The 23,006-nt window shown below is 68.7% G+C and carries 19 protein-coding genes and 1 riboswitch; of the genes, 8 read left to right on the forward strand and 11 right to left on the reverse strand.

Features of this window, described 5'->3' with window-relative positions; genetic code table 11:
• Positions 1–3 precede the first annotated feature (3 nt).
• The 3 genes from AZH51_RS04565 to rimO are packed head-to-tail and all read right to left on the reverse strand — an operon-like array spanning position 4 to position 2,617.
• Positions 4–477: a CinA family protein gene (locus AZH51_RS04565; RefSeq protein WP_291521801.1), complete on the reverse strand. Its 474-nt coding sequence runs from the start codon at positions 475–477 to the stop codon at positions 4–6.
• Entirely contained in the window at positions 474–1,187 is a 714-nt protein-coding gene (gene pgsA, locus AZH51_RS04570; RefSeq protein WP_291521803.1) for a CDP-diacylglycerol--glycerol-3-phosphate 3-phosphatidyltransferase, read from the reverse strand. Before pgsA ends, AZH51_RS04565 begins: the two co-directional genes overlap by 4 nt.
• Positions 1,184–2,617 (reverse strand): 30S ribosomal protein S12 methylthiotransferase RimO, encoded by a 1,434-nt coding sequence (gene rimO / locus AZH51_RS04575; RefSeq protein WP_291521805.1) that lies wholly within the window; start codon positions 2,615–2,617, stop codon positions 1,184–1,186. Before rimO ends, pgsA begins: the two co-directional genes overlap by 4 nt.
• Before the next feature lie 109 nt (positions 2,618–2,726).
• Between rimO and AZH51_RS04580 the strand changes: the two genes are divergently transcribed.
• A complete protein-coding gene (locus tag AZH51_RS04580) occupies positions 2,727–3,884 on the forward strand; it encodes a dipeptidase (RefSeq protein WP_291521807.1) in 1,158 nt (385 codons plus the stop codon).
• Here the strand turns inward: AZH51_RS04580 and AZH51_RS04585 are convergent.
• The 3 genes from AZH51_RS04585 to AZH51_RS04595 all read right to left on the reverse strand — a co-directional run bounded on the left by AZH51_RS04585 (position 3,866) and on the right by AZH51_RS04595 (position 8,941).
• Positions 3,866–4,390, reverse strand: a complete 525-nt coding sequence (locus AZH51_RS04585) for a hypothetical protein (RefSeq protein ID WP_291521809.1) — start codon at positions 4,388–4,390, stop codon at positions 3,866–3,868. The genes AZH51_RS04580 and AZH51_RS04585 overlap by 19 nt on opposite strands.
• Positions 4,363–6,822, reverse strand: coding sequence for a DNA translocase FtsK (locus AZH51_RS04590; RefSeq protein WP_291521984.1), 2,460 nt, complete (start codon positions 6,820–6,822; stop codon positions 4,363–4,365). Before AZH51_RS04590 ends, AZH51_RS04585 begins: the two co-directional genes overlap by 28 nt.
• Positions 6,823–7,108: 286 nt before the next feature.
• The gene (locus AZH51_RS04595; protein ID WP_291521811.1) at positions 7,109–8,941 is read right to left on the reverse strand and encodes an NAD(P)/FAD-dependent oxidoreductase; all 1,833 of its coding nucleotides are present in this window, start codon (positions 8,939–8,941) and stop codon (positions 7,109–7,111) included.
• A 105-nt stretch (positions 8,942–9,046) separates the two neighbouring features.
• On the opposite strand from AZH51_RS04595, the gene AZH51_RS04600 reads away from it, so the two are divergent.
• The 5 genes from AZH51_RS04600 (at position 9,047) to AZH51_RS04620 (ending at position 14,595) form a co-directional block, all read left to right on the forward strand.
• Positions 9,047–10,231, forward strand: a complete 1,185-nt coding sequence (locus tag AZH51_RS04600; protein ID WP_291521813.1) for a GAF domain-containing protein — start codon at positions 9,047–9,049, stop codon at positions 10,229–10,231.
• A 29-nt stretch (positions 10,232–10,260) separates the two neighbouring features.
• A riboswitch (SAM riboswitch) is annotated at positions 10,261–10,377 on the forward strand.
• 62 nt (positions 10,378–10,439) lie between these two features.
• A complete protein-coding gene (locus tag AZH51_RS04605; RefSeq protein ID WP_291521815.1) occupies positions 10,440–11,888 on the forward strand; it encodes an aminotransferase class V-fold PLP-dependent enzyme in 1,449 nt (482 codons plus the stop codon).
• A gap of 128 nt (positions 11,889–12,016) precedes the next feature.
• Positions 12,017–12,844 (forward strand): DUF4097 family beta strand repeat-containing protein, encoded by an 828-nt coding sequence (locus AZH51_RS04610; protein WP_291521817.1) that lies wholly within the window; start codon positions 12,017–12,019, stop codon positions 12,842–12,844.
• Positions 12,841–13,464, forward strand: a complete 624-nt coding sequence (locus AZH51_RS04615) for a PadR family transcriptional regulator (RefSeq protein ID WP_291521819.1) — start codon at positions 12,841–12,843, stop codon at positions 13,462–13,464. Before AZH51_RS04610 ends, AZH51_RS04615 begins: the two co-directional genes overlap by 4 nt.
• A 9-nt stretch (positions 13,465–13,473) precedes the next feature.
• Positions 13,474–14,595 (forward strand): citrate synthase, encoded by a 1,122-nt coding sequence (locus tag AZH51_RS04620; protein WP_291521822.1) that lies wholly within the window; start codon positions 13,474–13,476, stop codon positions 14,593–14,595.
• Here AZH51_RS04620 and AZH51_RS04625 read toward each other — a convergent pair.
• The 3 genes from AZH51_RS04625 to AZH51_RS04635 all read right to left on the reverse strand — a co-directional run bounded on the left by AZH51_RS04625 (position 14,547) and on the right by AZH51_RS04635 (position 18,238).
• Complete coding sequence (locus AZH51_RS04625) at positions 14,547–15,713, reverse strand: citrate/2-methylcitrate synthase (protein WP_291521824.1); 1,167 nt, start codon at positions 15,711–15,713, stop codon at positions 14,547–14,549. The genes AZH51_RS04620 and AZH51_RS04625 overlap by 49 nt on opposite strands.
• A 47-nt stretch (positions 15,714–15,760) precedes the next feature.
• Positions 15,761–17,461, reverse strand: a complete 1,701-nt coding sequence (locus tag AZH51_RS04630; protein WP_291521826.1) for an NlpC/P60 family protein — start codon at positions 17,459–17,461, stop codon at positions 15,761–15,763.
• Between the two features lie 120 nt (positions 17,462–17,581).
• Positions 17,582–18,238, reverse strand: coding sequence for a SatD family protein (locus AZH51_RS04635; RefSeq protein ID WP_291521828.1), 657 nt, complete (start codon positions 18,236–18,238; stop codon positions 17,582–17,584).
• A gap of 58 nt (positions 18,239–18,296) precedes the next feature.
• Between AZH51_RS04635 and AZH51_RS04640 the strand changes: the two genes are divergently transcribed.
• Both AZH51_RS04640 and AZH51_RS04645 read left to right on the forward strand, forming a co-directional pair.
• Positions 18,297–19,283 carry an endonuclease/exonuclease/phosphatase family protein gene (locus AZH51_RS04640; RefSeq protein ID WP_291521830.1) on the forward strand — a complete coding sequence of 329 codons (987 nt, stop codon included), beginning with the start codon at positions 18,297–18,299 and terminating at the stop codon, positions 19,281–19,283.
• Positions 19,280–20,026 carry a hypothetical protein gene (locus tag AZH51_RS04645; RefSeq protein WP_291521832.1) on the forward strand — a complete coding sequence of 249 codons (747 nt, stop codon included), beginning with the start codon at positions 19,280–19,282 and terminating at the stop codon, positions 20,024–20,026. The genes AZH51_RS04640 and AZH51_RS04645 overlap by 4 nt, the downstream gene beginning before the upstream one ends.
• Before the next feature lie 8 nt (positions 20,027–20,034).
• On the opposite strand, the gene AZH51_RS04650 is transcribed toward AZH51_RS04645, so the two are convergent.
• Together AZH51_RS04650 and dapA are read right to left on the reverse strand one after the other, a co-directional pair.
• Entirely contained in the window at positions 20,035–21,717 is a 1,683-nt protein-coding gene (locus tag AZH51_RS04650; protein WP_291521834.1) for a ribonuclease J, read from the reverse strand.
• 37 nt (positions 21,718–21,754) lie between these two features.
• A complete protein-coding gene (gene dapA, locus AZH51_RS04655; RefSeq protein WP_291521836.1) occupies positions 21,755–22,642 on the reverse strand; it encodes a 4-hydroxy-tetrahydrodipicolinate synthase in 888 nt (295 codons plus the stop codon).
• Between the last annotated feature and the right edge of the window lie 364 nt (positions 22,643–23,006).

A 23,006-nucleotide genomic window follows, 5' to 3' on the forward strand; every position in this document is an offset into this window, starting at 1 on the left:
GGGTTACGCCGCGCCGCGTGCCGCATCGATCAGCAGCCCCAGCGCAGCTTCGACGCTGGCTGCCCGGATTTCCTCCCGGGATCCGCCCAGCGACAGGATGCGCACGTCGTCCCCCGATTCCCAGGCGACGGCCACGAAAACCCGGCCGACCGGTGCGTTGCCCTGCGGATCCGGCCCCGCGACCCCGGTGGTCGCAATGCCCAGGTCGGCGCCGAGCACCCGGCGGACCCCGTGCGCCATCTGCCGGGCGACCTCCGCCTGGACCGGCCCACCGGCCCGCAGCAAGAAGTCGTCCACGCCCAGGACGCTGTGCTTGGTGTCGGTCGCGTAACTCACCACGCCGCCACGGACGACCATCGATGCTCCGGGGATCCCGGTCAGAGCAGCAGTGACCAGACCACCGGTCAATGACTCGGCGACAGCGACCGACAGACCGGCCGCCGTCAACTCCCGGATGGCCGGGGACGCCGCAGTCACGCCGCAGCCTTGCCCTGGCCGGCCGTCGTTCCGCCGGACGCCGGCCCCGAGGTCCCCGCCGACCGCAACGCCATCGCGCGGAAGACGTAGTCGACACCCGTCACCACGGTCACGACGAGCGCCGCGATCATGATGACCCACGCCACGATGTGCAGGAACCCAGTCAGCGGCAGCACGAACAATCCGATGGCCAACGCCTGCAGGAGGGTCTTCAACTTGCCGCCCCGGCTGGCCGGCAGCACACCGTGCTTGAGCACGATCAGACGCAGCACGGTGATGCCGATCTCCCGCACCAGGATGACGATCGTCAACCACCAGGGCAGGGCACCGATGATGCTCAGGCCCACCAGCGCCGTACCCATGAGGGCTTTGTCCGCGATCGGGTCGGCCATCTTGCCGAAGTCCGTGACCAGGTTGCGCGAGCGCGCCAGATGACCGTCCACCTGATCGGTGATCGAGGCCACCGCGAACACGACGAACGCCGCAACCCGCCACCAGGTCTGGTGTCCGCCGTCGTGCAGCAGCAGCCAGCCGAAGACGGGGACCAGCAGGATCCGCAGGACGGTCAGTCCGTTGGCGATGTTCCACACGCTGACGTCGTTCGGCGGCGTCGACGCCGGGTCGGGTTGTAGCGCCGGCGCGTGCGCCTCGATCCGCTGGCGCATCTGCTCGGCGGTGAGCGGCTCGCGCCGGGATCGGTGCTCGTTCACGCCCTGCGCTCCGCAACCAGGTCGATCCCGACGGTGTCGATCACGGTGGCGCGCACGATGTCGCCGACCGAGAGGTCGGCGACATCGCCGGTCAGGATGGTCTCGCCGTCGACGTCGGGACCCTGTTGCCCGGCCCGGCCGCGGATCTGGTCATCGTCGGCGTCGTCCGGGTCGCCGAGGGATTCCACGAGTACGTCGATCTGCTGGCCGACGCGCTCAGCGGCCCGTTGCGCGGTCAGCTCGTCGGCCAACGCCTGGAAGTGCGCCACTCGGGCAGCGATCTCGTGCTCGGGCAGCTTTCCCTCGTAGCTCTCCGCCTCGGTGCCGTCCTCGTCGGAGTATCCGAAAACGCCGATGACGTCCAGATCGGCGTGGGTGAGGAACTGCTCCAACTCGTGCAGATCGGCGTCGGTCTCGCCGGGGAACCCGACGATGACGTTGGACCGGATTCCGGCCTCGGGGCTGCGCCGACGAACGTCGTCCAGCAGCGTCAGGAAGGACTCCCGGGAGCCGAACCGGCGCATCCGGCGCAACAGTGGCTCGGAGGCGTGCTGGAAGGAGATGTCGAAGTACGGCACGACGCCGGGCGTCGAGGTCATGACCTCCAGCAGGTCCGGCCGGATCTCCGCGGGTTGCAGGTAGGACACGCGAACCCGCGAAATCCCTTCCACTGCAACCAGTTCCGGCAGCATCGTGTCCAGCAGCCGCAGGTCGCCCAGATCCTTGCCGTACGACGTGGAGTTCTCGCTGACCAGGAAGATCTCGCGCACATCGTGCTGACCGAGCCAGCGCGCCTCAGCCAAGACGTCCGCCGGCCGGCGCGACACGAAGGCACCGCGGAAGGACGGGATCGCACAGAACGCGCACCGCCGGTCGCACCCGGAAGCGATCTTCAACGGCGCCCACGGGCGACCGTCGAGGCGCGCCCGGATCACCCGCGGTGCGGCGACCGGCGACTCGATCGCGACGTCTGCGGCGGGGGCCCGGACATCACCGTGCCCGGGCAACGCGACCGCGCTGTCCTGCCGGGCCGCTGGAGAGATCGGCAGCAGCTTGCGGCGATCACCGGGGGTGTGCGCAGCAGGCGCGTGACCGGCGAGGATCGCCTGCAGATGCGAGGACATGTCCTGGTAGCTGTCGAAACCCAGCACGGCGTCTGCTTCGGGCAGTTGCTCGGCGAGGTTCTTGCCGTAGCGCTCGGCCAGACAACCCACGGCCACGACCGCCTGGGTGCGGCCGGTCTCCTTCAGGTCGCCGGCTTCCAGCAATGCGTCGATCGAGTCCTTCTTGGCCTGTTCGACGAAGCCGCACGTGTTGATGACGGCGACGTCGGCCTGGGCGGCGTCGTCGACCAGTTGCCAGCCCTCGGCGCTCAGGCGCCCGGCCAGTTCCTCGGAGTCGACCTCGTTGCGTGCACATCCCAGGGTCACCAGCGCCACGCTGCGACCCGCTATCTCGTCGACGCCCCCAAAAACCCCGCCCGCCAGTCTATGGCGCCGATGCACAGGTTCCGAACCGCCGTTGTGATCGAATGGCCAGGTGCCTGACGCTTCTTCGCTACTGATCATCGACGGCCACAACGATCTCCTCTGGGAGGCCCGCAAGCAGGTGGGTTACGACTTCGACCGGCTGGACGTGGGTGCGGACACCACCGGGCGCACCCACACCGATATCCCCCGGTTGCGTGCCGGTGGCGTCGGTGGGCAGTTCTGGTCGGTGTTCGTCCCGTCGGACCTGCCCGGCGCGACGGCCGTGACCGCGACGCTCGAGCAGATCGATGCCGCCCATCAACTGATCGCACGGTACGACGACCTGCAGTTCGCGCGCAGCGCCGAGCAGGTGCGGGCTGCCCTGGCAGACGGCCGCATCGCCAGCCTCCTGGGCGCTGAGGGCGGTCAGTCGATCGACTCCTCACTGGCCGCGCTACGCATGCTCTACGTGCTGGGTGTGCGCTACATGACGCTGACGCACAACGACAACACACCGTGGGCAGGCTCAGCGACCGATGTCGAACTGCCCGGCGGGCTGACTGCGTTCGGAGTCGAGGTGGTCCGGGAGATGAACCGCATCGGCATGTTGGTGGATCTGTCGCACGTCGCGCCCAACACGATGCAAGCCGCTCTCGATGCGACCCGCGCGCCGGTGATCTTCTCCCACTCCAGTGCCCGGGCAGTCTGCGATCACGTGCGCAACGTGCCGGACGACGTACTGACAAGGGTCTCGGACAACGGCGGCATCGTGATGGCCACGTTCGTGCCCGGATTCATCTCCCCGGCGGTCAAGGACTACTGGAAGGAACAGCAGGACGCGGCCATCGCGGCGAGCATCGATCCCAAGGATCACGCTGCGATAAAGGCGTTCCGCGCCGAGTTCGAGAAGCAGCACCCGGCGCCACGCGCCACGATCACTGACGTCATCGCCCACCTGCAGCACCTGCGTGAGGTCGCCGGGATCGATCACGTCGGTCTGGGCGGCGACTACGACGGCGTCGACCAACTACCCGACGGGTTGGAGGACGTCAGCGGTTACCCGCGGCTGTTGGCCGCGTTGCGGGACAAGGGCTGGTCGCAGGAGGATCTTGCCAAGCTGGCCAACCGCAACATCCTGCGCGTGCTGCACGACGCGGAAGCCGTTGCGGCCGACCTGCAGGGCAGTGAACCGCCGAGCCTGGTGCGGTATCAGTCCGCGACGTCCTGACGCAGCCGGCCGGCGTGGACGCCGGCCGCGATGAGGGCCGGGATCCAGCCGACCAGCAGGGCCCAGCCCGCCCCCGCCTGCAGGCCGGAGGGCAGCACGTCGAGGCTGGAGATGGTGGGCGACCCAGCAGCGGTGATGACGACGGCGGCTGCCCCAGCCAGGGCGCCGGCGACCAACATCACCCCCCAGGTGGCCCACATCATCGTGTATCCGAAGCGGCCTGGCGTGACCTCCCTGGCAGCAGGTGACACCAGGATCACCGGAACCAGCAGGACGACGAGCAGCGCCACCACGAAGTTGGGCAACGGGTGACCGTCGTCCGACCACGGCCACAGGACCAGCGTGGCCATCCGCACCAGCCCCGACCAACCCAGGTTGTTGGGCTGCAGCAGCGAGCCGAGCAGACTGGAGGCAGCCAGGCACAGTGCCCCGGCGAGCCCGGCCGTCAGACCGACGCCGAAGGCACCGGTCCAGCGACTCAGCGGCCGTGCTCGGTCAGACTCCACGCGTCCTCGGATCCGTCCTCGTCCGACGACGTCTCGGCGTCGTACACGTCCTGCGCGGCGGGCACATCCTCACCTCGCAACAGTGCCAGAGTCGTCGGCAGGTCGTCGGGCTTGACCAGGACGTCACGGGCTTTCGATCCTTCCGAGGGACCGACCACACCGCGCGATTCGAGCAGATCCATCAACCGGCCCGCCTTGGCGAACCCCACCCGCAACTTGCGCTGCAGCATCGAGGTCGAGCCGAACTGGGTCGTCACGATCAACTCGGCGGCCTGCAGCATCAGATCCAGGTCGTCGCCGACCTCTTCGTCGATCTGCTTCTTCGGGGCGACGACCGTGACGTCGTCGCGGTAGTGCACCTGTAGCTGGCTCTTGACGTGCGAAACCACTTCGTGCACTTCGGTTTCCGTGACCCAAGCACCCTGCACGCGGATCGGCTTGGAGGCCCCCATCGGCAGGAAGAGCGCGTCACCCTGGCCGATCAGCTTCTCCGCCCCTGGCTGGTCGAGTACCACTCGGGAGTCGGCCAACGACGAGGTCGCGAACGCCATCCGGGAGGGTACGTTGGCCTTGATCAGGCCGGTCACCACATCGACCGAGGGACGCTGCGTCGCCAGCACCAGGTGGATACCGGCGGCCCGGGCCAGCTGGGTGATGCGGACGATTGATTCCTCCACGTCACGTGGCGCGACCATCATCAGGTCGGCCAGCTCGTCCACGACCACCAGCAGATACGGGTAGGGCTGCAGGTCGCGTTTGCTGTCCGGTGGCAGCGTGACCTTGCCCGCGCGGACGGCCTTGTTGAAGTCGTCGACGTGTTTGAAGCCGAACGCGGCCAGATCGTCGTAGCGGGTGTCCATCTCGCGCACCACCCACTGCAAAGCCTCCGCGGCCTTCTTCGGATTGGTGATGATCGGGGTGATCAGGTGCGGAATGCCTTCGTAGGCAGTCAGTTCCACGCGCTTGGGATCGACCAGGACCATGCGGACCTCTTCAGGGGTCGAACGCATCATGATCGAGACGATCATCGAGTTCACGAAGCTGGACTTACCGGCTCCGGTCGCTCCCGCGACGAGCAGGTGCGGCATCTTGGCCAGGTTGGCCACGACGTACCCGCCTTCGACGTCCTTGCCCACCCCCATCACCATCGGGTGCTCGTTGCTGCGCGCCGCCTGGCTGCGCAGCACATCGCCCAGGCTGACCTTCTCGCGGTCGGTGTTGGGGATCTCGATACCGATCGCGGACTTGCCCGGGATCGGGGACAGGATCCGCACGTCGGCCGACGCCACGGCGTACGCGATGTTCTTGGACAGCGCGGTCACCCGCTCGACCTTGGTCCCCGAGCCCAGTTCGACCTCGTATCGGGTGACCGTCGGGCCCCGGGTGAACCCGGTGACCTGGGCGTCCACGTCAAAGGACTCCAGGGTGGTGCGCAGGGCCTCGACGACGCGGTCATTGGCTTCCGAGCGCGATTTCGGGGGCGTGCCCGGCAGCAGGATCTGGTTGGCCGGGAGGGTGTAGGTGACGTCGCCGCCGAGCGCGAGTTGCTCGACGCGCTGCGGGATGGGGGCCACCGGCGGGGCCTCCAGCGGCGGCGTGACATCCACCGGTTCGGGCGCCGCCTTCTCCCCCGGTCGCAGAACCCGGCCATCGGGTGACGTGCGTTCCGGCGCCGGGGCCGGTCCGCCCTTGGCCCGGACGGGCAGCACCTGGGCGGCCTGTTCGAAGGGTTCGTCCCCGTCCAGAGCCGGGTCGTCGGAGGGCGTACGCCGACGTCCCCGCCTGCGGGGTCGCCCACCATCGATCTGGTCACCGTGCAGGTCCTGCGCCACCGCGTCGACCGGACCGGACCCGTCGTCCTCGGGGCCGTGCTGACCCATCAGCCAGCGGTAGGTGTGCTGGATGCGGACCGGCACCTCGCGTACCGGAGTCGCCGTCATCACCAGCACCCCGAAGATGGTGACGATCACCAACACTGCCGCAGCACCCCAGGAGGAGATGGCAGCGGCGATCGGGCTGGAGGCCAGGAAGCCGACCATGCCCCCGGCGCTGCGAATGTCATCGGTCATGGCCGGAGCCGGGATGCCCTTGACGGTGCTGATCAGGCCACAGACCCCCGCCAGGAAGAGGGCGAGGCCGATCAATACCCGGTGCGTGGCCTGGTGACCCTTGGGCGAGCGCAACAGGTGACCGCCCAGCAGCACCAGGATGATCGGTAGAGCGAGGGCCACCATGCCGAAGGTTCCGGCGGCGACGGCGTAGATCGCATTACCGAAGGTGCCGCTCACCCCCCACCACTCGCGCAGCGCAACGACCACCGCGAGGGCGATCAGCAGGAAGCCCAGACCGTCGCGACGCTGCTCCGGGGTGACTTCGCGACCGGACATCGCGACGCTGCGCGCGGTCCCGCCGGCGGCGTGCGACACACCCATCCACGCCGACTGCACCGCGCGCACCGGCATCGGCAGTCCGCCGCTGCGTGCTTTCGTGCGGCTGGCCGGGGCCGAGGCGCGGGGAGCCTTGGCTGCAGGGCGGGCTGACTTCGCACCGGAGGGTTTCGCGCTCGAGCTGCGAGCCCGGCTCTTGGTCGAGGAGGTCCCGCGGCTCGCGGGCTGACGGGTGGCCACCGAAACAGGCTAGAGGACAGTCACATCTTTCACTTGCGTCACACGCCGCCGCGATCAGCGCGAATCGCACCGATCGCGGCGGCGGCGCGACCTACGCGGTGTGATGCACCGGTTGCAGCGCGTAGACCGGCGTGTCCAGCCCTTCGTAGCGCGCCTTCAACTGCAACGCCAGGTAGAGCGAGTAGTGCCGGGACTGGTGCAGGTTGCCCCCGTGCATCCACAGGTTCGGGACGTTCGTGGGCTTCCACATGTTGCGTTGTTCGCCCTCCCACGGTCCGGGGTCCTTGGTGGTGTCCGAACCCAGCCCCCAGCACTTGCCGAGCTGATCGGCGGTCTGCGGGTCGATGAGGTCGGCGACCCAGCCGTTCATCGAGTTGTAGCCGGTGGCGAACACGACCAGATCAGCGGGCAGTTCGGTGCCGTCGGCCAGGACCACCGCGTCCTTGCTCAGGTGGTCGATCTGTCCGTGGACCAGCTTCACGTCACCATTGGCCACCAGATCCGCCGAGCCGACGTCGATGTAGTAACCGGAGCCGCGTCGCAGGTACTTCATGAACAGGCCCGAGCCGTCATCGCCCCAGTCGTGCCAGAACCCGGCGCCCTCCAACCGGTCGTAGAAGTCCTTGTCGACCTCGGCCATCTTCTCGTAGGCCGGGATCTGGAACTGGTGCATGATCCGGTAGGGCAGCGAGGCGAAGATCAGGTCGGCCTTCTCCGTGGTCACTCCCGCGTCCACGGCCCGCTCCGAGTACAAGTCGCCCAGGCCGTACTCCATGAGCGACTCACTCTTGACGATGTGCGTCGAGGAGCGCTGCACCATCGTGACGTCGGCGCCGTTCTCCCACAGCGCCCCACAGATGTCGAAGGCGGAGTTGTTGGACCCGATGACCACGGCGCGCTTGCCGGCGTAGGCGTCCGGGCCCGGGTGGGCGCTGGAGTGGTGCACGTCGCCCTCGAAGACGTCCATGCCCTCGACCTCGGGCATCCGGGGTTTGCCCGACATCCCCGTCGCGAAGATCAACTGGCTGGGCCGCAACGTCACCGGTTGTCCGTCGCGCTCGACCTGCACCGTCCACTCACCGCGCTCCTCGGACCACGAAGCGCTCTTGGCCTCGGTGTTGGACCAGTAGGGCACCTCCATGACCTTGACGTAGGACTCCAACCAGTCGGCGATCTTGTCCTTGGGTGCGAAGACCGGCCAGTTGTCCGGGAACTTCAGGTAGGGCAGGTGGTCGTACCAGACCGGGTCGTGCAGGCACAGCGACTTGTACCGGCCCCGCCACTGGTCACCGGGCCGGGGGTGTTTGTCGATCACGAGCGCAGGCACGTCCAACTGCCGCAACCGGGCGCCCAGCGCGATGCCGCCCTGGCCGCCGCCGATGATGAGCGCGTACGGCTGGGTAGTGGAGCCCAGGGACTCGGCCTCCTCCTGGCGACGATCGGCCCAGGTCTTGCGATCGCGCCGGGCGCCGTGCTCGGCACCCTTGGCGCGCCGTACGCCGCGTGGTTCCTCGTGGCCCTTCAGCTCCCGCAGGGCGGTGAGCAGCGTCCACGCCTTGTCCTCACCCTCCTCCTGCGTCAGCCGCACCAGACCCTGGCCGCGGCCGATCCCGGTCTCGAAGGTGAACCACGCGGTCACCACACCCCCGTCCTCGGTGGTCGGCTCACTGGTCTCGAAGGAAGCCGGGTCGGTGCGCTCGAGCGTGTCCGTCAGCAGGTCACTGACGCCATCACGGCCCTCGACGGTGACGAGGTTCCAGGTGAACGACACCAGATCCCGCCAGTAGCTGTCCGTCGCGAAGAGCGCAGCAGCAGCCGGGATGTCCCGATCGCGCAACGCGGTTTCGAACGAGGACAACCAGTTCTGGGCCCGGGTCTGTGCGTCGGTCGCCGTCGAGACCGGGTGATCGGCAACGTGGGTCATGGGCTCTCAACTCCTTCATGTCGTACGGTGTGATCTACAGCACACCGCCCCGGCCACCGGGGCGGAACCGTTGCATCACGTTGCACGCGGCGAAAGTGGGATCCGATGCGCTCGACGTCAGCGGCGGCCGTCGCGCCCGGCGTCGACCTGGGCCTGCACGCGCGGCACCTGGTGCGCCTGCACGACGCCGTCCTGTCCGGATCGCGGCCGCCGGAGAAACCTCGTCCGGTCGTAGCTCGCTCCTGGGCGCGGATGATGTCCCTCGGCCTCGATCCGGACCGCCCGTTGCATCGCGACATCCTGCCGATCGACCAGGTAGCAGCGCGGCGGTCCGAGAGCGCACTGGCCCTGGTCGCCGACCAGATACGCAGCGTGCTGACCCGGGTTGCCGACGCTTCCCTGTTCATCGTGGTCATCACCGACCGGGACGGCGTCATCTTGTGGCGCGAGGGCTCACCAGCCATTCTGCGGCAAGCGGATTCGTTGGGATTCGCCCTCGGCGCGCAATGGGCGGAGACCTACGTCGGCACCAACGCGATCGGGACAGCGCTGGCCGAGCAGGCGCCTGTCCAGCTGTTCTCCGCCGAACACTTCGAGCAGCGCCAGCACCCGTGGTACTGCACCGCGGCGCCGGTCCACGATCCGCGGGACGGATCGCTCCTGGGGATCGTGGACGTGAGCGGGCCGGCGATGACCCTGCACCCGGCCCTCGTGGCGCTGGTCGACAGTGCCGTGCAACTGGCCCAGGGCGCCCTGTGGCAGCACCACGAGCGGCAGTTGCGTCGGCTGCGTGAGCAGTCGGGTCACCTGATCGCCACGGCCGGCAGTCCCATGTTGCTGGTCGATGACCACGGGTGGGTCGCCCATCGCGCAGGGGTCAGCGTGCGCGACCGCATCGCAGCGCCCCGAGCAGACCGGCCGTTGGCCGTGCCGGGGCTGGGTATGTGTCTGCCCGAGCGGGTCGGCGACGGCTGGCTGGTGCGCCCCGCCCCCAGCCCCCGGCGACTGTCCGCCCGGCTGGGTCGCGACGACACGCTGCACCTGGCGGGCGGACGCGAAGACCAACCGTGGACGGTGCCGCTCAGTCGCCGGCACGCCCAGATCCTGCGCCTGCTCGCGGGCGCACCGCAGGGCATGACCGCCGCCGCCCTGAGCACCCGGCTCTTCGGGGATGGCGAGCACGAGGTGGCCGTCCGCGCCGAGATCAGCCGGTTCCGCCGCGCCGCAGGGGCGCTCATCACCGCGGCGCCGTACCGCATTGCGGACGGCATCGACGTGTCGTGCGACTGATCGGGTCCGCGCTGCTACAGTTTTGGCCAGGTCAAGAGTCTCAGTCGTAAGCCCCGGCTGACTGAGCGGCAACCCTCCTTCCGCGGTGGGGTGCTCCGGGTGACGACCCGGCCGGATCGCAAACAGCGTGACGGCAAGCGCGGACCAGTTCTCCGCTCGCCTCCTTCGGCGCGCTCGCTGGTCCCTTGGACCGACGAGGAGCGTAGCTATGAGCATCACCAGCACCGTCACGAGCATCACCCGTACGCCGAGCACCGGCTTCCCCGACCAGGCGCCGACCGCCGTCCCCCATCCCGAGCACCCCAGCGCCCGCCGGTTGAGCATCGTCACCGATCTGCCGCGCCGTGGTCGCGGCGGTCTCACCGCGGCCGGTCTGCCGTGCACGGTGGCGCACGAGATCGGCGTACCCACGGTGCATCGCACAGTCGTGGACATCGCAAACTTCGACCACGGCGCGACCACGCCCGCACTGGTCGCCGTCAAGGAGACCGTCGACAAGGTCAGCCCCACCTATGGCTCGGTGCACCGCGGCGCCGGATTCGCCAGCCGCGTCACCACCGGCTGGTTCGAGGAAGCTCGCGCCGAGGTCGGCCGGTTCGTCGGTGCCCGGCCTGACGACGAAGTGATCTTCACGCGCAACACCACCGACGCACTGCGACTGCTCGCGCACGCGTTGCCGAGCGACGCGCTGGTCTTCGCCTGGCAGTCGGCGCACCACGCGGCGTTGCTGCCGTGGCCGGCCGGGCGCACCACGGCCCTGCGGGTGCCGACCAGCGTCGCGGATGCAGTGGATCTGCTGCAGACAGCGCTCGCGACTGCCGACCCGTCCGCCCCCAAGCTGGTGGTCCTGACGGGCGCGTGCAACGTCACCGGTGAAGTGTGGCCGGTCCGCGAACTCGCCTCTGTCGCAGCCGCGTTCGATGCCCGGGTGGTCGTCGACGGCGCCCAATTGGTGCCGCACCAAGCGGTCGACCTGGATGACCTCGGAGCGGACTGGATCGCGTTCTCCGGTCACAAGATGTACGCCCCGTACGGCGCCGGCGCCCTGGTCGGCCGGGCAGACTGGCTCGACGCCGCCGAACCGTATTTGCCCGCCGGTGGCGCCACGCACACCGTGTCCGATGACGGCATCCGGTGGCAGACCGGTCCGGCCCGACACGAGGGCGGCACCCCGAACGCCCTCGGCGCCATCGCCATCGCGGCCGCCTGCGCCACGCTGACCCGGCACCGCGAGGCCATCGACCGGCACGAGGAGGCCCTGGCCGCGCGTCTGCGCTCCGGCCTGGGCGACATCCCCGGCGTCCGCATCGTGTCGGCCCTCGGACCGGACCGGCCGAACGTCGGCGTGGTCACCTTCACCGTCGATGGCTGGGACAGTTCGCTAGTCTCGCAAGTGCTTTCGGATGAGGACGGCATCGCGGTGCGCGACGGACGCTTCTGTGCGCACCTGTTGTGCGACGCCGTGGTGGGGCAGAGCGCCGCTGCCGTGCGCGCGAGCCTCGGCCTGGCCACGACCGTGGATCACGTGGACCGCTTGATCGCCGGCGTACGCCGATTGGTCACCTCCGGCTCCGCCCTGCCCTACCGCCATGTGCCCGGTCAGGGCTGGGAAGCGATCGGCGACCCGCGGGACCTGAGCCAGCCCCGCCCCTGGTAGCACCCATACAGACCGACACCACCCGCCTGCCCTTCGCCCTCTCCCCAGCCGGGTTGGCTCTTGCGACCTTCCTCACTCGCGATATAACGTGTTCTCGACAACGCGATATATCGTGATGGGAGAGGTAGATGCAGGCCTGGGAGATCCGTGAGCCGCAAACCCTGAAGATCGGCGACGACGGGCCCGCGACCGTTCGCACCGTGTCGGTGTCGATCGTCGGCGGCCAGGTCGATGTCGTCACCCACGGCGACGCGGCCGGTGCGACCCTCGAGGTCCACGAATTGCGCGGTCGACCGCTGCAGGTGACCTGGGACGGAAACACGCTGAAGGTCACGCACCTCAAGGTCGAGGGCGAGAACATCTGGGAGACGCTCAAACGTCTCGGTTCATCAGCAGCGCAGGACCGGGCCCGCATCTCGATCGCTGTCCCCGAGGGCGTCACTGCGAAACTGAACACGGTTTCCGCGCAGGTGCTGGCCAGCGGCCTGACCCGACCGGCGAAGATCAACACCGTCAGCGGCGGCATCACACTCGACCACATCACCGACGCGGTCGACGTCAACACCGTCTCAGGGACGATCGAGCTGCACGGCCTGGTCGGCTCCCTGAAGGCCAACGGCGTCTCCGGCAACATCACGGTGCATCGCAGCCGGATCGACCCGGTCAAACTCAACACCGTCTCCGGCGACATCACCCTGGACCTGCTCAGCGCCAAGACCTCGATCTCCTCGACCGCGGTCTCCGGTGATGTGCTGGTCCGTGTGCCCGACGCCGACGGCTTCGACGTGCAGTTGAGCAGTCTCAGCGGTGCCGCGATCGTGGACGGGCAGCGCATCGGCAACCCCGGCACGCGTGGTGGCGGCCGGCTGTCGGAGGGAAATCCCACGCTACGGATCAAGGCGAGTTCAGTGTCCGGCGACGTCGTCGTGATGCGAGCACAGGCGGTCGAGCAATGACACCGATCTTCCAACACGGCCAGCTACGGCTCTACCTGTTGGCCCTGCTCGACCAGGGTCCGCGGCACGGCTACGACATCATCCGGGACCTGGAGGAACGCTTCGGCGGGCTGTACACCCCGAGCGCTGGCACGGTCTATCCGCGCCTGGCCAAGCTCGAGGAGGAAGGCCTGGTGTCGCGGACCGACGACGGCCGGAAAGCGACGTACGTCATCACCGAGGCCGGGCGCAAGGAGGTGCGCGACCGCAAGGAGGACCTGGGTGAACTCCAGGCTGACCTTGAACGGTCGGCCCGGGAACTGGCCGATGAGGTGCGGGCTCGGGTCCACGGCAGCGCCACAGACCTGCGGGCGGAGTTGAAGGCGGCGGCACGGGAAGCGCGACGGACGGCAACCACCGTGCCCGGTGCGAACAAGATGGAATCGCCCGCGTGGCAGGGGTTCTCCGGCTCCGGCCCGGAGATCGCGGCTATCGAACGGAGCCTGCGGGATCTGAGCAAAGCGGTCCGCAAGGCCGCGACCGGCAAGCACACCACCCCGCAACTACGCCAGACCGTCCTCGCGGCACTGGAGGAGGCGCAGCGGCAGGTGCGCGACGCCCTACGCCAGGCCGGGTCCTAACCTGGCTGGGTGAGCGACACCGTGGATACCCAGCAGGCCGCTGACCTGCTCGGTGTCCAGGTGTCCACGATCTATGCGTACGTCAGTCGCGGCATCCTCTCGCCGCTGCCGGGCCAACCTCGCTCGCGGGGTTCACGATTCGACCGCAATGCAGTTGCCGGCCTGGTGCAGCGCCGGAAGCGGACCCGCGCGGGGACGTTCGAGCTCGCGGTCCAGACCCAGATCACCCGGATCGACCCCGCGGGCCGGTTGTTCTACCGCGGGCGGGACGTCGCCCAACTTGCGGCGACCGAGCGCTTCGAGGATGCCGCTGAAATCCTCTGGGGCACTGACGATTCCACAACCTGGCCGCTGATGGCCGAAGCGATCGATCCGCGTGAGGTGCCCTCCGGCGACCGCATCCGGGCGGCCATCCTCAGTACCGGTCTCGGTCGCCACGACGACTTCCCCACCGCGGCGCGGCGCTCCATCAACGCCGCCGTGGCATCGCTACCGGTGATAGGCACCGAGTCCACCGGAACCATTGCGGAGCAGCTGTGGCCGAAACTCACTGCCCAGCAGCCGGATCCGCAGCGGATCAGCACGTTGAACGCAGCGTTGATCCTGCTCGCCGACCATGAACTGGCCACCTCGACGGTGGTGGCCCGCGCCACCGCGGGCACCCGCGCCGATCCGTACCACGTGCTGCTCGCCGGTGCTGCCGCGCTGGCCGGACCGGCGCATGGGGCGGCCTCCGGCGCGGCGTACGACGCCCTGATCGTGAGACCCGAACTCGCCCAGGTGCCAGCCGGTTTCGGTCACCTGGTCTACCGCGACACCGATCCGCGATTCGACGCACTCATCGCGACGATGGAACCGTGGGCGCCCCAGGTGGTGCGGCGCGTCGACGACCTGACCATCGCCGTACGCCGAGTGCATGGCGCTGCGCCGAACGTCGACCTGGCGCTGGCCGCACTGAGCATCGCCGCCGGCGCGGAACGGTGGGCCGGCGAGGTGATCTTCCTGATCGCGCGCCTGGCGGGATTCGCAGCACACGCCATGGAGGAACAGGGACAGCCGCTGCGGTTCCGGCCGCAGGCGGACTACATCGGCGATCCCGGCACCGGCACCGGAGCGGCCGGACCGCAGTAACGCGACGACGGTCGGATGATCTTGGTGTCCGCAGCCTGTTCGAGGATGTGCGCCGTCCACCCCACCACCCGGCTCACGGCAAAGGTCGGTGTGAACAACGTCCGGTCCAGGCCGCACGCATCCATCACGACCCCCGCGTAGTACTCCACGTTGGCCCGCAACATGCGCCCCGGTTTGGCTTCGTCCAGTACCGCCACGACTTCGTTCTCGGCAGCGATCGCCAATTGCGCTGTGTCACCACCTAATTCGGCTGCCGTCTCGCGCAGCAGCTCCGAGCGAGGATCCAGCCCTCGGTAGATCGCGTGGCCGAAGCCCATCACCCGGTCCCCCGCGGCGAGTTGGGCCCTCGCCCAGACGGCCGCCCGGTCGGCGGTGCCGATCGCGTCCAGCGCATCGAGCGCCCGGCTCGGTGCACCGCCGTGCAGCGGGCCGGACAGAGAGCCGAGGGCCGCCACGACGCAGGCAGTGGTGTCGGCGCCGGTGGAGGCGACCGTGCGCGCGGTGAAGGTCGAATTGTTGAAGCCGTGGTCAATCGTCAGGATCAGGTAGCGGCTCAGGGCCCACACCTGCTGCGGCGTCGGATCCGCTCCGGTCACCAACCACAGATAGTTGCCGACGTAGCCCAGATCCGGCCGCGGATCGCGCGGCTGCTCACCACGGGCGACCGCGTGACATGCGGCCACCAGCCAGGGCAGGCCGGCTGCGACACGCAGCGCCGCCGACTCCCGCTCGGCCGTCGCCAGATCCCACAGCGGCCGGTCGTGGGTCAGCGCGCCGAGTGCCGACAGGGCCGTGCGCAGATCGGCCAACGGTGTACCCGAGGAACTCGCCCGGATTGTCTCGAGGAGCGAATCACGCACTGATGCAGTCACTTCCGCAGCGGCCCGAATCGTGTCACCCCACTCCAGAGACTCCTGCCGTGTCGCCGGGAGCGTGCCTCGCAGGACCAGATGCCAGGCGTCCTCGAAGGTGCGGTGCCGCGCGACCTGGGTGGCGTCGTACTGGCGATAGTGGAAGAACCCCTCCTGCCCACGGACGTCACCGACCCCGGTGTCCGCCACGATCAGGCCAGCCAGTCCGCGAGGCGCCCGCGGCGCCGTATCTGTATCGATGCTCATGAGGCACAGCCTGGGCGCGGCCAGCGGCAGCGCCAATGTTGACGCCGTCAACCTGCCGAGGTCGCATACACCGGCGATCCGGGTTCGACACCCGCACCATCGGAGGGCGACACCAGCAGCGCCACCTCGGCGCCAGCGGGGACCCGATAACTGCCGCGGGCACTCGGAACGATGCCGACGGCCGCTCCGGCGCCGGCGAAGATCAGCGTCCCGCCTGTGGCGTTAACCCGGGAGCCGGCGGTGACCCGCTGCCACCCGGGTCGTTCCAAGGGTCCGGATGGTTGCTGCGGCAGCGCGACTGCCCAGGAGTTGAGCGCCCAGTACGTCGCGTTCGCAGCCTGCGGCACGGATGCCAGGGGTGACCGGAGACCGGCCGCGGCCATCGATGCGGCGGCCGCGCGCGCCGTACCCCTGACCTGCGCACTCGCGACCGGCCGACGAATGCCCACCAGATAGGGCCAGCCCCCGGTGAAGAGGCGTCCCTTGGTGTAGAGCGGGACGTAGCTGACTCCGGCGTGAATCGCCTGGATCGTCATCCCGTTGCCGATGTACATCATCACGTGGCGAGCATGGCCGGCGCCGTCGCGATCGTAGGTCCCGCTGAAGAGCAGGTCACCGGGCAGCAATGACCTCAAGGCCGTCACCGGCTGCAACTCGTCGTCGTGCAACAGCTGGTTGGACAGGTCGCTCGGCGGGTACTGGTCGTACCAGTTCGAGACCTTGGTGAGGTCAACGCCGCCGGCGCGGTACGCCTGCAGCACGAGCCCGGCGCAGTCGTACCCCACCGACCTCCCGGGATTGCCGGTGCCGCCCCACAGGTAGTCGGTGCCCAGGTTTGATCTGGCGAATTCAATTGCGGCAGCAACGTGTTGGGCGCGACTCGCGCTCGGTCCGGCTCCCAACGGGGCAACCCAGGTCGAGACATTGAACGGGCTCGGCGATCGCAGCCGACTCCATACCGTGGCGTCCAGCTTCGTGACCGGCGGATAGCCGCCCTTCTTCATGAAGGCATCCAGCGCCGCCTGGGTCTTTGTCCCCCACCGGTCCGTGATCTTGCCCGGGTCCATGCCGATCGCGCGCTGCATCAGATAGACCGCGGTGCCGTTGTATCCGGGGTATTGCACGTTGCCAGCCCCGCTACCGGCCTGGGCGAGATAGGGATTGGCGTACGGCGCGGCCGGGCACCATCTGCTGTCCGGCGTCAGATTGCCCGTCCTGGTGAAGGGCTGAACGGTGGTCGCGCAACGCGCCAGCGGCGTCTCGGTACCGGTCGGCCACCCGGCGCCCGTCAGACCGCCCAGGGCAGTGAAGCGGGCGAACATGGGTCCGCCCACGACGTACGCCGATCCGGTGATCGTTCGGTAGGCGGCCGCAGTGGACGGGGTCTGGGAAGGTCGGGCCAGGGCCTGGGCAAAACCGGTGTATCCGTTGATCCGGGTGACCTTTTGGGTGTCCTGGGTCGGCCAACCCCACGAGGGCACCCAACCCGACTGGATCCCCGAGCCCACGACGAAGGCGCCACCCGTCGTCGCGGCAACAACACCGTGTTGATACCTCCGGTAGACCCCCGCCAGGCCGTAGGCGGTCGCCCGCTCGAAGTCCGCTGTCGGGTTGCCCAGCCCTGGTGTCCGGGCGGCCTTGGCGCGGGCGGCAGCGATCAGGTCCGAGGTGTCATCTGCGCGGGCGCTGGGCGTGCCTATAGCCAGAGCGAGCCCGGCAAGCGTCACAGCGGTGAGGATGCGCTTCATCACTCCGCCATCTTCACGATGCGGTCCCATCACGGGTCGGTGGCTGGAGAACTGAACGGGTCACACCCTACGGCGGGCGCCTGCACACCCGGTGACCTATCCACCGTTCGTCGGCTGCAGTCAGATCCCCCGCAAGAGGGCGGCGTCGCGCACGATCGCGTCCAGACCGTCCCGCGAGGCGCGCTGACTGACCGCCGACGCCGAAATCCCCTCGGCCTGCGCGATCTGCCGTTTAGTCTCCTGGCGCAACATCCGGTGCAGGATGCGCAGGGACCGGTCGTCGAGCCGGGCCAGCAGATGATCGCGGGTGGCCAGCGCAGCGTTGACCGCGTCCTGCAGTTGCTCCTGGTCCGGCCCCAGGCGGGCGATCGTGCGCACCGTGCGGCTGGATGGGGCACGCTCCAACCGCTCGGCCTCGACGATCGCGTCCCGGGCCGCCCACCAGCCGGGACCGTCCTGGACACCGGTACGCCGATCGAGCACCTGGACGTGGCCCCAACCCAGCCCGCAGCGCAGGTCGGCATCCGGCCGCCCGACGCGCAGATCCATCCGGATGAGCAGGGCCGCATGCAGCGCGGCACCGATGGTGCGGAAGCCGCCCTGGAACTCATCTCCCGCCTGGATCTGCAGAGGCGCCGTCGCGACGAGATCCCCGCCGAGCGCGTCGGCGCCTTCTGCGAGCGCCGCAGTGAGACGATCGTGCAAAGCACGACGGTCGGTTTCCCCTCGGGAGCCCACGAGATCACCGATCAGCGTCGCGACGACTGCCCCTGTCATGAATGAAGGATATGACTTTATTTTCCGGAAATGAAGTCCCTAGCTTCATCTGTACCGAATGAAGGTCGCCGTGCGCTCCGCGATCACCGCTCTGGGCTGGCTGGTCCTGGCGTTGACCGCCGGCGCGCTGGCGACCCGTTGGCTGGACACCACCCGGTGGCACCTCCCGGTGGTCCAGTCGGCCTTCCCGATCGCCGGCTGTGTCGCCGTCGCGCTGGCACTGACCGCCCTGGTGGCAGCCGCCGTCACCCGGCGCTGCCGGTTCGCAGTCGCCGCCTGTGTCGTCGCCCTTCTACCGCTCGCCCTGGCCGCAGGCGCCGTCCGATCGGACACGATCGCCGCAGCGGACTCTGACGAGATCCTGATGTTCTCCAACATGCGGGCGGGCGGTGCGGATCCGGCCACTCTGATCCATCTGGTCAATGAGCACCACGTCGACACCCTGGTCCTTGCCGAGGTGACTGCCGACGGGTTGGCCGGCCTCGACCGGGCCGGCCTGTCCGCCCTCCTGCCCCACCGCGAGGGGCGCACCGCCTACCCCTACGCGGGCACCATGGTGCTCAGTCGCCACCCGTTGACGTTGCGCGGCCTGGGCGTCGACGGTGCCGGTTTCTACCAGCCCATCGTCACCGTCGAGGCGAGCCACAGCTATCTGCTCCACGCGGTCCACACCTATGCGCCGATCGGCCGCAACACTCCGTTGTGGCGTGAGCAGCTGGCAACCCTCCAGCGGTGGCGGCAGGCCCAACCGACTACCGAAACCATCGTGATGGCAGGCGATTTCAACGCCTCGAGCGCGATGCCGGGATTTCGCGGCATCGCGGACACCATGACCGACAGCCTGCGTGCCACGGGCGCCGGCTGGGTGCGGACCTGGCCCAACGAGTCCCGGATCCCGCCCTTCATCCAGCTGGACCACATCCTGGTGCGGGTGCCCGGCAAGCCTTCGCCGGTCGTCGCCTCCGGGGTGGACCAGGTCGGCGGCACTGATCACTACGCGGTCTGGGCGAGGCTGTCGGTGGCCCCTGGCACCATCGGTTCGTGACCAGTTTCGCCATCACCCTGATCGCGATCGGCATTGCGGATCTGACCCACGGCGCCGGTCCGGTCCGCGGTGCCCGGCTCCTGGTCGGGCCCGTCGTGGTGCTGGTCCTCGGTGTGCTGACCGATGCCCACGGCGCAGCGATACCGCTGCTGATCGTGGGTGCGCTGACGTGTGTGCTCTGGCAGGTGCTGTCCGCTCCGGGTGATTCGGGTACGCCGCATCCCGCCTTCGCGTTCACCGCGCTCGCGCTGGGGCTGGCAGTGCTCCTGCTGTGCTGGAACGCCGGACCGCCGGTAGGCGGCGTGCTCGCACACTGGGCCGATCGCGCAGCGATCCCGGGGCTGGACCGGGTCGGCGTCGACGGAGCCGCCCTCATCATCGGTCTGTTCCTGGTCCAGTTGAGCACGGGGAACGTCATCGTGCGGTTGATCCTGCGCGCGATCGGTGCGATCCGGCCGCCGGGTCAGCCCCAACCGTCCGACACGCTACGCGGAGGGCGGCTGCTCGGGCCGATGGAGCGGGTGTTCATCCTCGGGTTGGCACTGGCCGGTCAGGTGACCGCGGCCGGCATCGTGATCGCCGCCAAAGGGCTCCTGCGGTTCCCTGAGCTGACGGTCCGCCGGGATCGCACCGAGACCCAGGGTGTCGGCATCGATGCGGTGACCGAGTACTTCCTGGTCGGCAGCTTCGTCAGCTGGCTGGTCGCCCTGAGCTGCGTCGCGGCCGCCCACCTGCTCCTCTAGGGCGAAACTCAGGCGTCGATGACGATCGGGATGATCATCGGCCGGCGGCGCAGTTTGCCACCGACGAAACCACCCACCGTGCGCCGGATGATCTGCTGCAACTGGTAGGTGTCCGTGATGCCCTTGGCCCGGGCCTCTTCGAGCGCCTGCTCGACCTTGGGTCGCACCTGGTCGAAGACCGCTTCGTCCTCGGCGAACCCACGGGTCTGGATCTCCGGACCGGCCGCGATCTTGCCCGATGCGGCATCGCGCACCACGATGATCGTCACGAAACCCTCGTCGCGCAGGATCCGGCGATCCTTGAGCAAGGTCTCGTCCGTCGTACCCACCAACGAGCCGTCGACGTAGACGTAGCCACAGGGCACGGCGCCGGTGATCGCCGCCTTCCCGCGCACCAGATCCACGACCACACCGTTCTCGGCCAGCAGGACCTGTTCGCGCGGGACACCCGTGGCCACGGCCAGTTCACCGTTGGCCTCAAGGTGGCGCCACTCGCCGTGGATCGGCAGCACGTTCCTGGGTTTGACGATGTTGTAGCAGTAGAGCAACTCCCCCGCCGACGCGTGCCCCGACACGTGCACCAGCGCGTTGCCCTTATGAACCACCTTGGCGCCCAAGCGCATCAGGCCGTTGATGACGCGGTAGACGGCGTTCTCGTTGCCGGGGATCAGCGACGAAGCCATCAGGACGGTGTCGCCGGGGCCGACGTCGATGTTGTGGTCGCGGTTAGCCATCCGCGACAGCGCCGCCATCGGCTCACCCTGCGACCCGGTGCAGATCAGGACGATCTTGTTGTCCTCGAACTTGTCGAGCTTCTTGGCATCGACCAGCACGCCGTCCGGCACGTGTAGGTAGCCCAGGTCGGCAGCGATGCCCATGTTGCGCACCATCGACCGGCCGACCATGGCGACCTTGCGGCCGTGCTTCTGCGCCGCGTCCAGGACCTGCTGCACGCGGTGCACGTGGGAGGAGAAGCAGGCCACGATGATGCGGCGTTCAGCCTGCTGGAAGACCTGCTCGATGGCCGGGGTGATGCTCTTCTCCGGGGTGGTGAAGCCCGGGACCTCGGCGTTGGTGGAGTCGGTCAGGAACAGATCGACCCCCTCCTCGCCCATCCGCGCGAACGCCCGCAGGTCGGTGATCCGCCCGTCCAGCGGCAACTGGTCCATCTTGAAGTCGCCGGTGCACAGCAGGCTGCCGCCCGGGGTACGGATGAAGACCGCGAGCGCGTCCGGGATCGAGTGGTTGACGGCGACGAACTCGCAGTCGAAGTTGCCCAGCTTCTCGCGTTGTCCTTCGCGAACTCCCATGGTGTACGGCGTGATCCGGTGCTCCTTGAGCTTCGCCTCGATCAGGGCGAGGGTCAGCGTCGATCCGATCAACGGGATGTCCGGCTTCAGGCGCAGCAGGTAGGGCACCGCACCGATGTGGTCCTCGTGGCCGTGGGTCAGGATGATGGCCTCGACGTCATCGAGGCGGCTCTCGATGTACTCGAAGTCCGGCAGGATCAGGTCGACGCCCGGATGATCCTCGGGGAAGAGCACGCCGCAGTCGACGATCAGCAACCGGCCGTCGTACTCGACGACGGTCATGTTGCGGCCCACCTCGCCCAGTCCACCGAGGGCGACCACCCGGACGCCGTCGCGGGCAAGTGGGGGTGGCAGGGTCAGTTCGGGGTGCGGATGGCTCACCGCTCTATCGTGCCCTATCCCCTGGGACGCCAGAGGGTCAGGACAAACCGGAGGCCGCGAGCGCCGTACGCAACAGGTCGTGCTGCTCCTGGTTGGCGGGCAGCAGAGGCAACCGGCAGAAGTCGGAGTTGATCACGCCGAGTTGCTTCAACGCGGCCTTGGCCATGATCGCGCCCTGGGTGACGGTCATGATCGCGTTCATGGCCGGGATCAGGGCGGTGTGGATCGCACGGGCCGTGGCCAGGTCGCCTCGGTCGACGGCCTCGATCATCGCGCGGAACTGGTTGCCCGCGACGTGTCCGGTCACGGCCACGTGGCCGACCGCGCCGATCGCCAGCCAGGGCAGCGCGAGCACGTCGTCGCCGGAGTACCACAGCAGGTCGGTCTCGGCCATCAACTGGCTGGCGGCGTAGAGGTCGGCTTTGGCGTCCTTCAGGGCCCGGACCTGCGGGATCTCAGCGAGCGCCCTGATCGTGTCACTGGCCAGGGGCATTCCGGTGCGCCCGGGGATGTCGTAGAGCATGACGGGCACGTCGGCCGCCTGGGCGATCGCTCGCACGTGCTCGACGATGCCGGCCTGCGGCGGCTTGTTGTAGTACGGCGTGACGACCAGTGCGTTGTGCGCTCCCGCGGCGACGAGGGCGTTGGCGGCGGCAACCGAGTGCCGGGTGTCGTTGGTGCCGACACCGGCAGTGATCCTGACGCGGTCGCCGACGGCCTCGACGACCGCCCGGACGGTCTCCACATTCTCTTCGTCAGTAGTGGTCGCCGACTCCCCCGTCGTGCCGTTGACCACCAGGCCGTCATGTCCGTTGTCGGCCAGGTAACTGGCCAGCTTCTGCACCCCGTCGAGATCCAGGTCGCCGTCGTCGGTCATGGGCGTGACCATCGCGGTGATCATGCGCCCGAACGGAGTGTCAGTCATGAGGCCAGATTAGTGCGCGGTGACCGGTGCTCCACGAGGCCGGAATCCGCGCTATCCCGCCGTTCGCGGGGTTCGCCGCAAGTCGTGCGGAGTCGGTGCCAGCCAGCCCCGGATCCTGCCGTGCGGGCGGGCGCAATCGCAAGAAAATCGATCCGTCGGCGCGGGCGCCGGACCGGGAGTTATGAAATCGCGTTGTCACCCGCTCGGGGGTCCGGGTGACAACGCGATCACCAGGTACATCGTGCAGGGTCTTCCCAGTGTTACTCAAAGTTTCAAATATGTTCTGGATCACGCCCCTGGGCCGGTAACACTTTGGGCTACTGCTGTCCTGCGTTCTCGGTGTAGTCGGGGTCCGCCGCTAGGG

This window comes from Branchiibius sp. NY16-3462-2 (genome assembly GCF_001594145.1).
Lineage (GTDB): Bacteria > Actinomycetota > Actinomycetes > Actinomycetales > Dermatophilaceae > Branchiibius.

Excerpts from the sequence above, each read along its gene's own strand:
- AZH51_RS04640 (WP_291521830.1), top strand. The coding sequence starts at position 18,297 with ATGAAGGTCGCCGTGCGCTCCGCGATCACCGCTCTGGGCTGGCTGGTC.
- AZH51_RS04615 (WP_291521819.1), top strand. The coding sequence starts at position 12,841 with ATGACACCGATCTTCCAACACGGCCAGCTACGGCTCTACCTGTTGGCC.
- AZH51_RS04610 (WP_291521817.1), top strand. The coding sequence starts at position 12,017 with ATGCAGGCCTGGGAGATCCGTGAGCCGCAAACCCTGAAGATCGGCGAC.
- AZH51_RS04600 (WP_291521813.1), top strand. The coding sequence starts at position 9,047 with ATGCGCTCGACGTCAGCGGCGGCCGTCGCGCCCGGCGTCGACCTGGGC.
- AZH51_RS04625 (WP_291521824.1), bottom strand. The coding sequence starts at position 15,713 with ATGAGCATCGATACAGATACGGCGCCGCGGGCGCCTCGCGGACTGGCT.
- AZH51_RS04635 (WP_291521828.1), bottom strand. The coding sequence starts at position 18,238 with ATGACAGGGGCAGTCGTCGCGACGCTGATCGGTGATCTCGTGGGCTCC.
- dapA (WP_291521836.1), bottom strand. The coding sequence starts at position 22,642 with ATGACTGACACTCCGTTCGGGCGCATGATCACCGCGATGGTCACGCCC.
- AZH51_RS04590 (WP_291521984.1), bottom strand. The coding sequence starts at position 6,822 with ATGGGTGTGTCGCACGCCGCCGGCGGGACCGCGCGCAGCGTCGCGATG.
- AZH51_RS04595 (WP_291521811.1), bottom strand. The coding sequence starts at position 8,941 with ATGACCCACGTTGCCGATCACCCGGTCTCGACGGCGACCGACGCACAG.
- AZH51_RS04605 (WP_291521815.1), top strand. The coding sequence starts at position 10,440 with ATGAGCATCACCAGCACCGTCACGAGCATCACCCGTACGCCGAGCACC.
- AZH51_RS04630 (WP_291521826.1), bottom strand. The coding sequence starts at position 17,461 with ATGAAGCGCATCCTCACCGCTGTGACGCTTGCCGGGCTCGCTCTGGCT.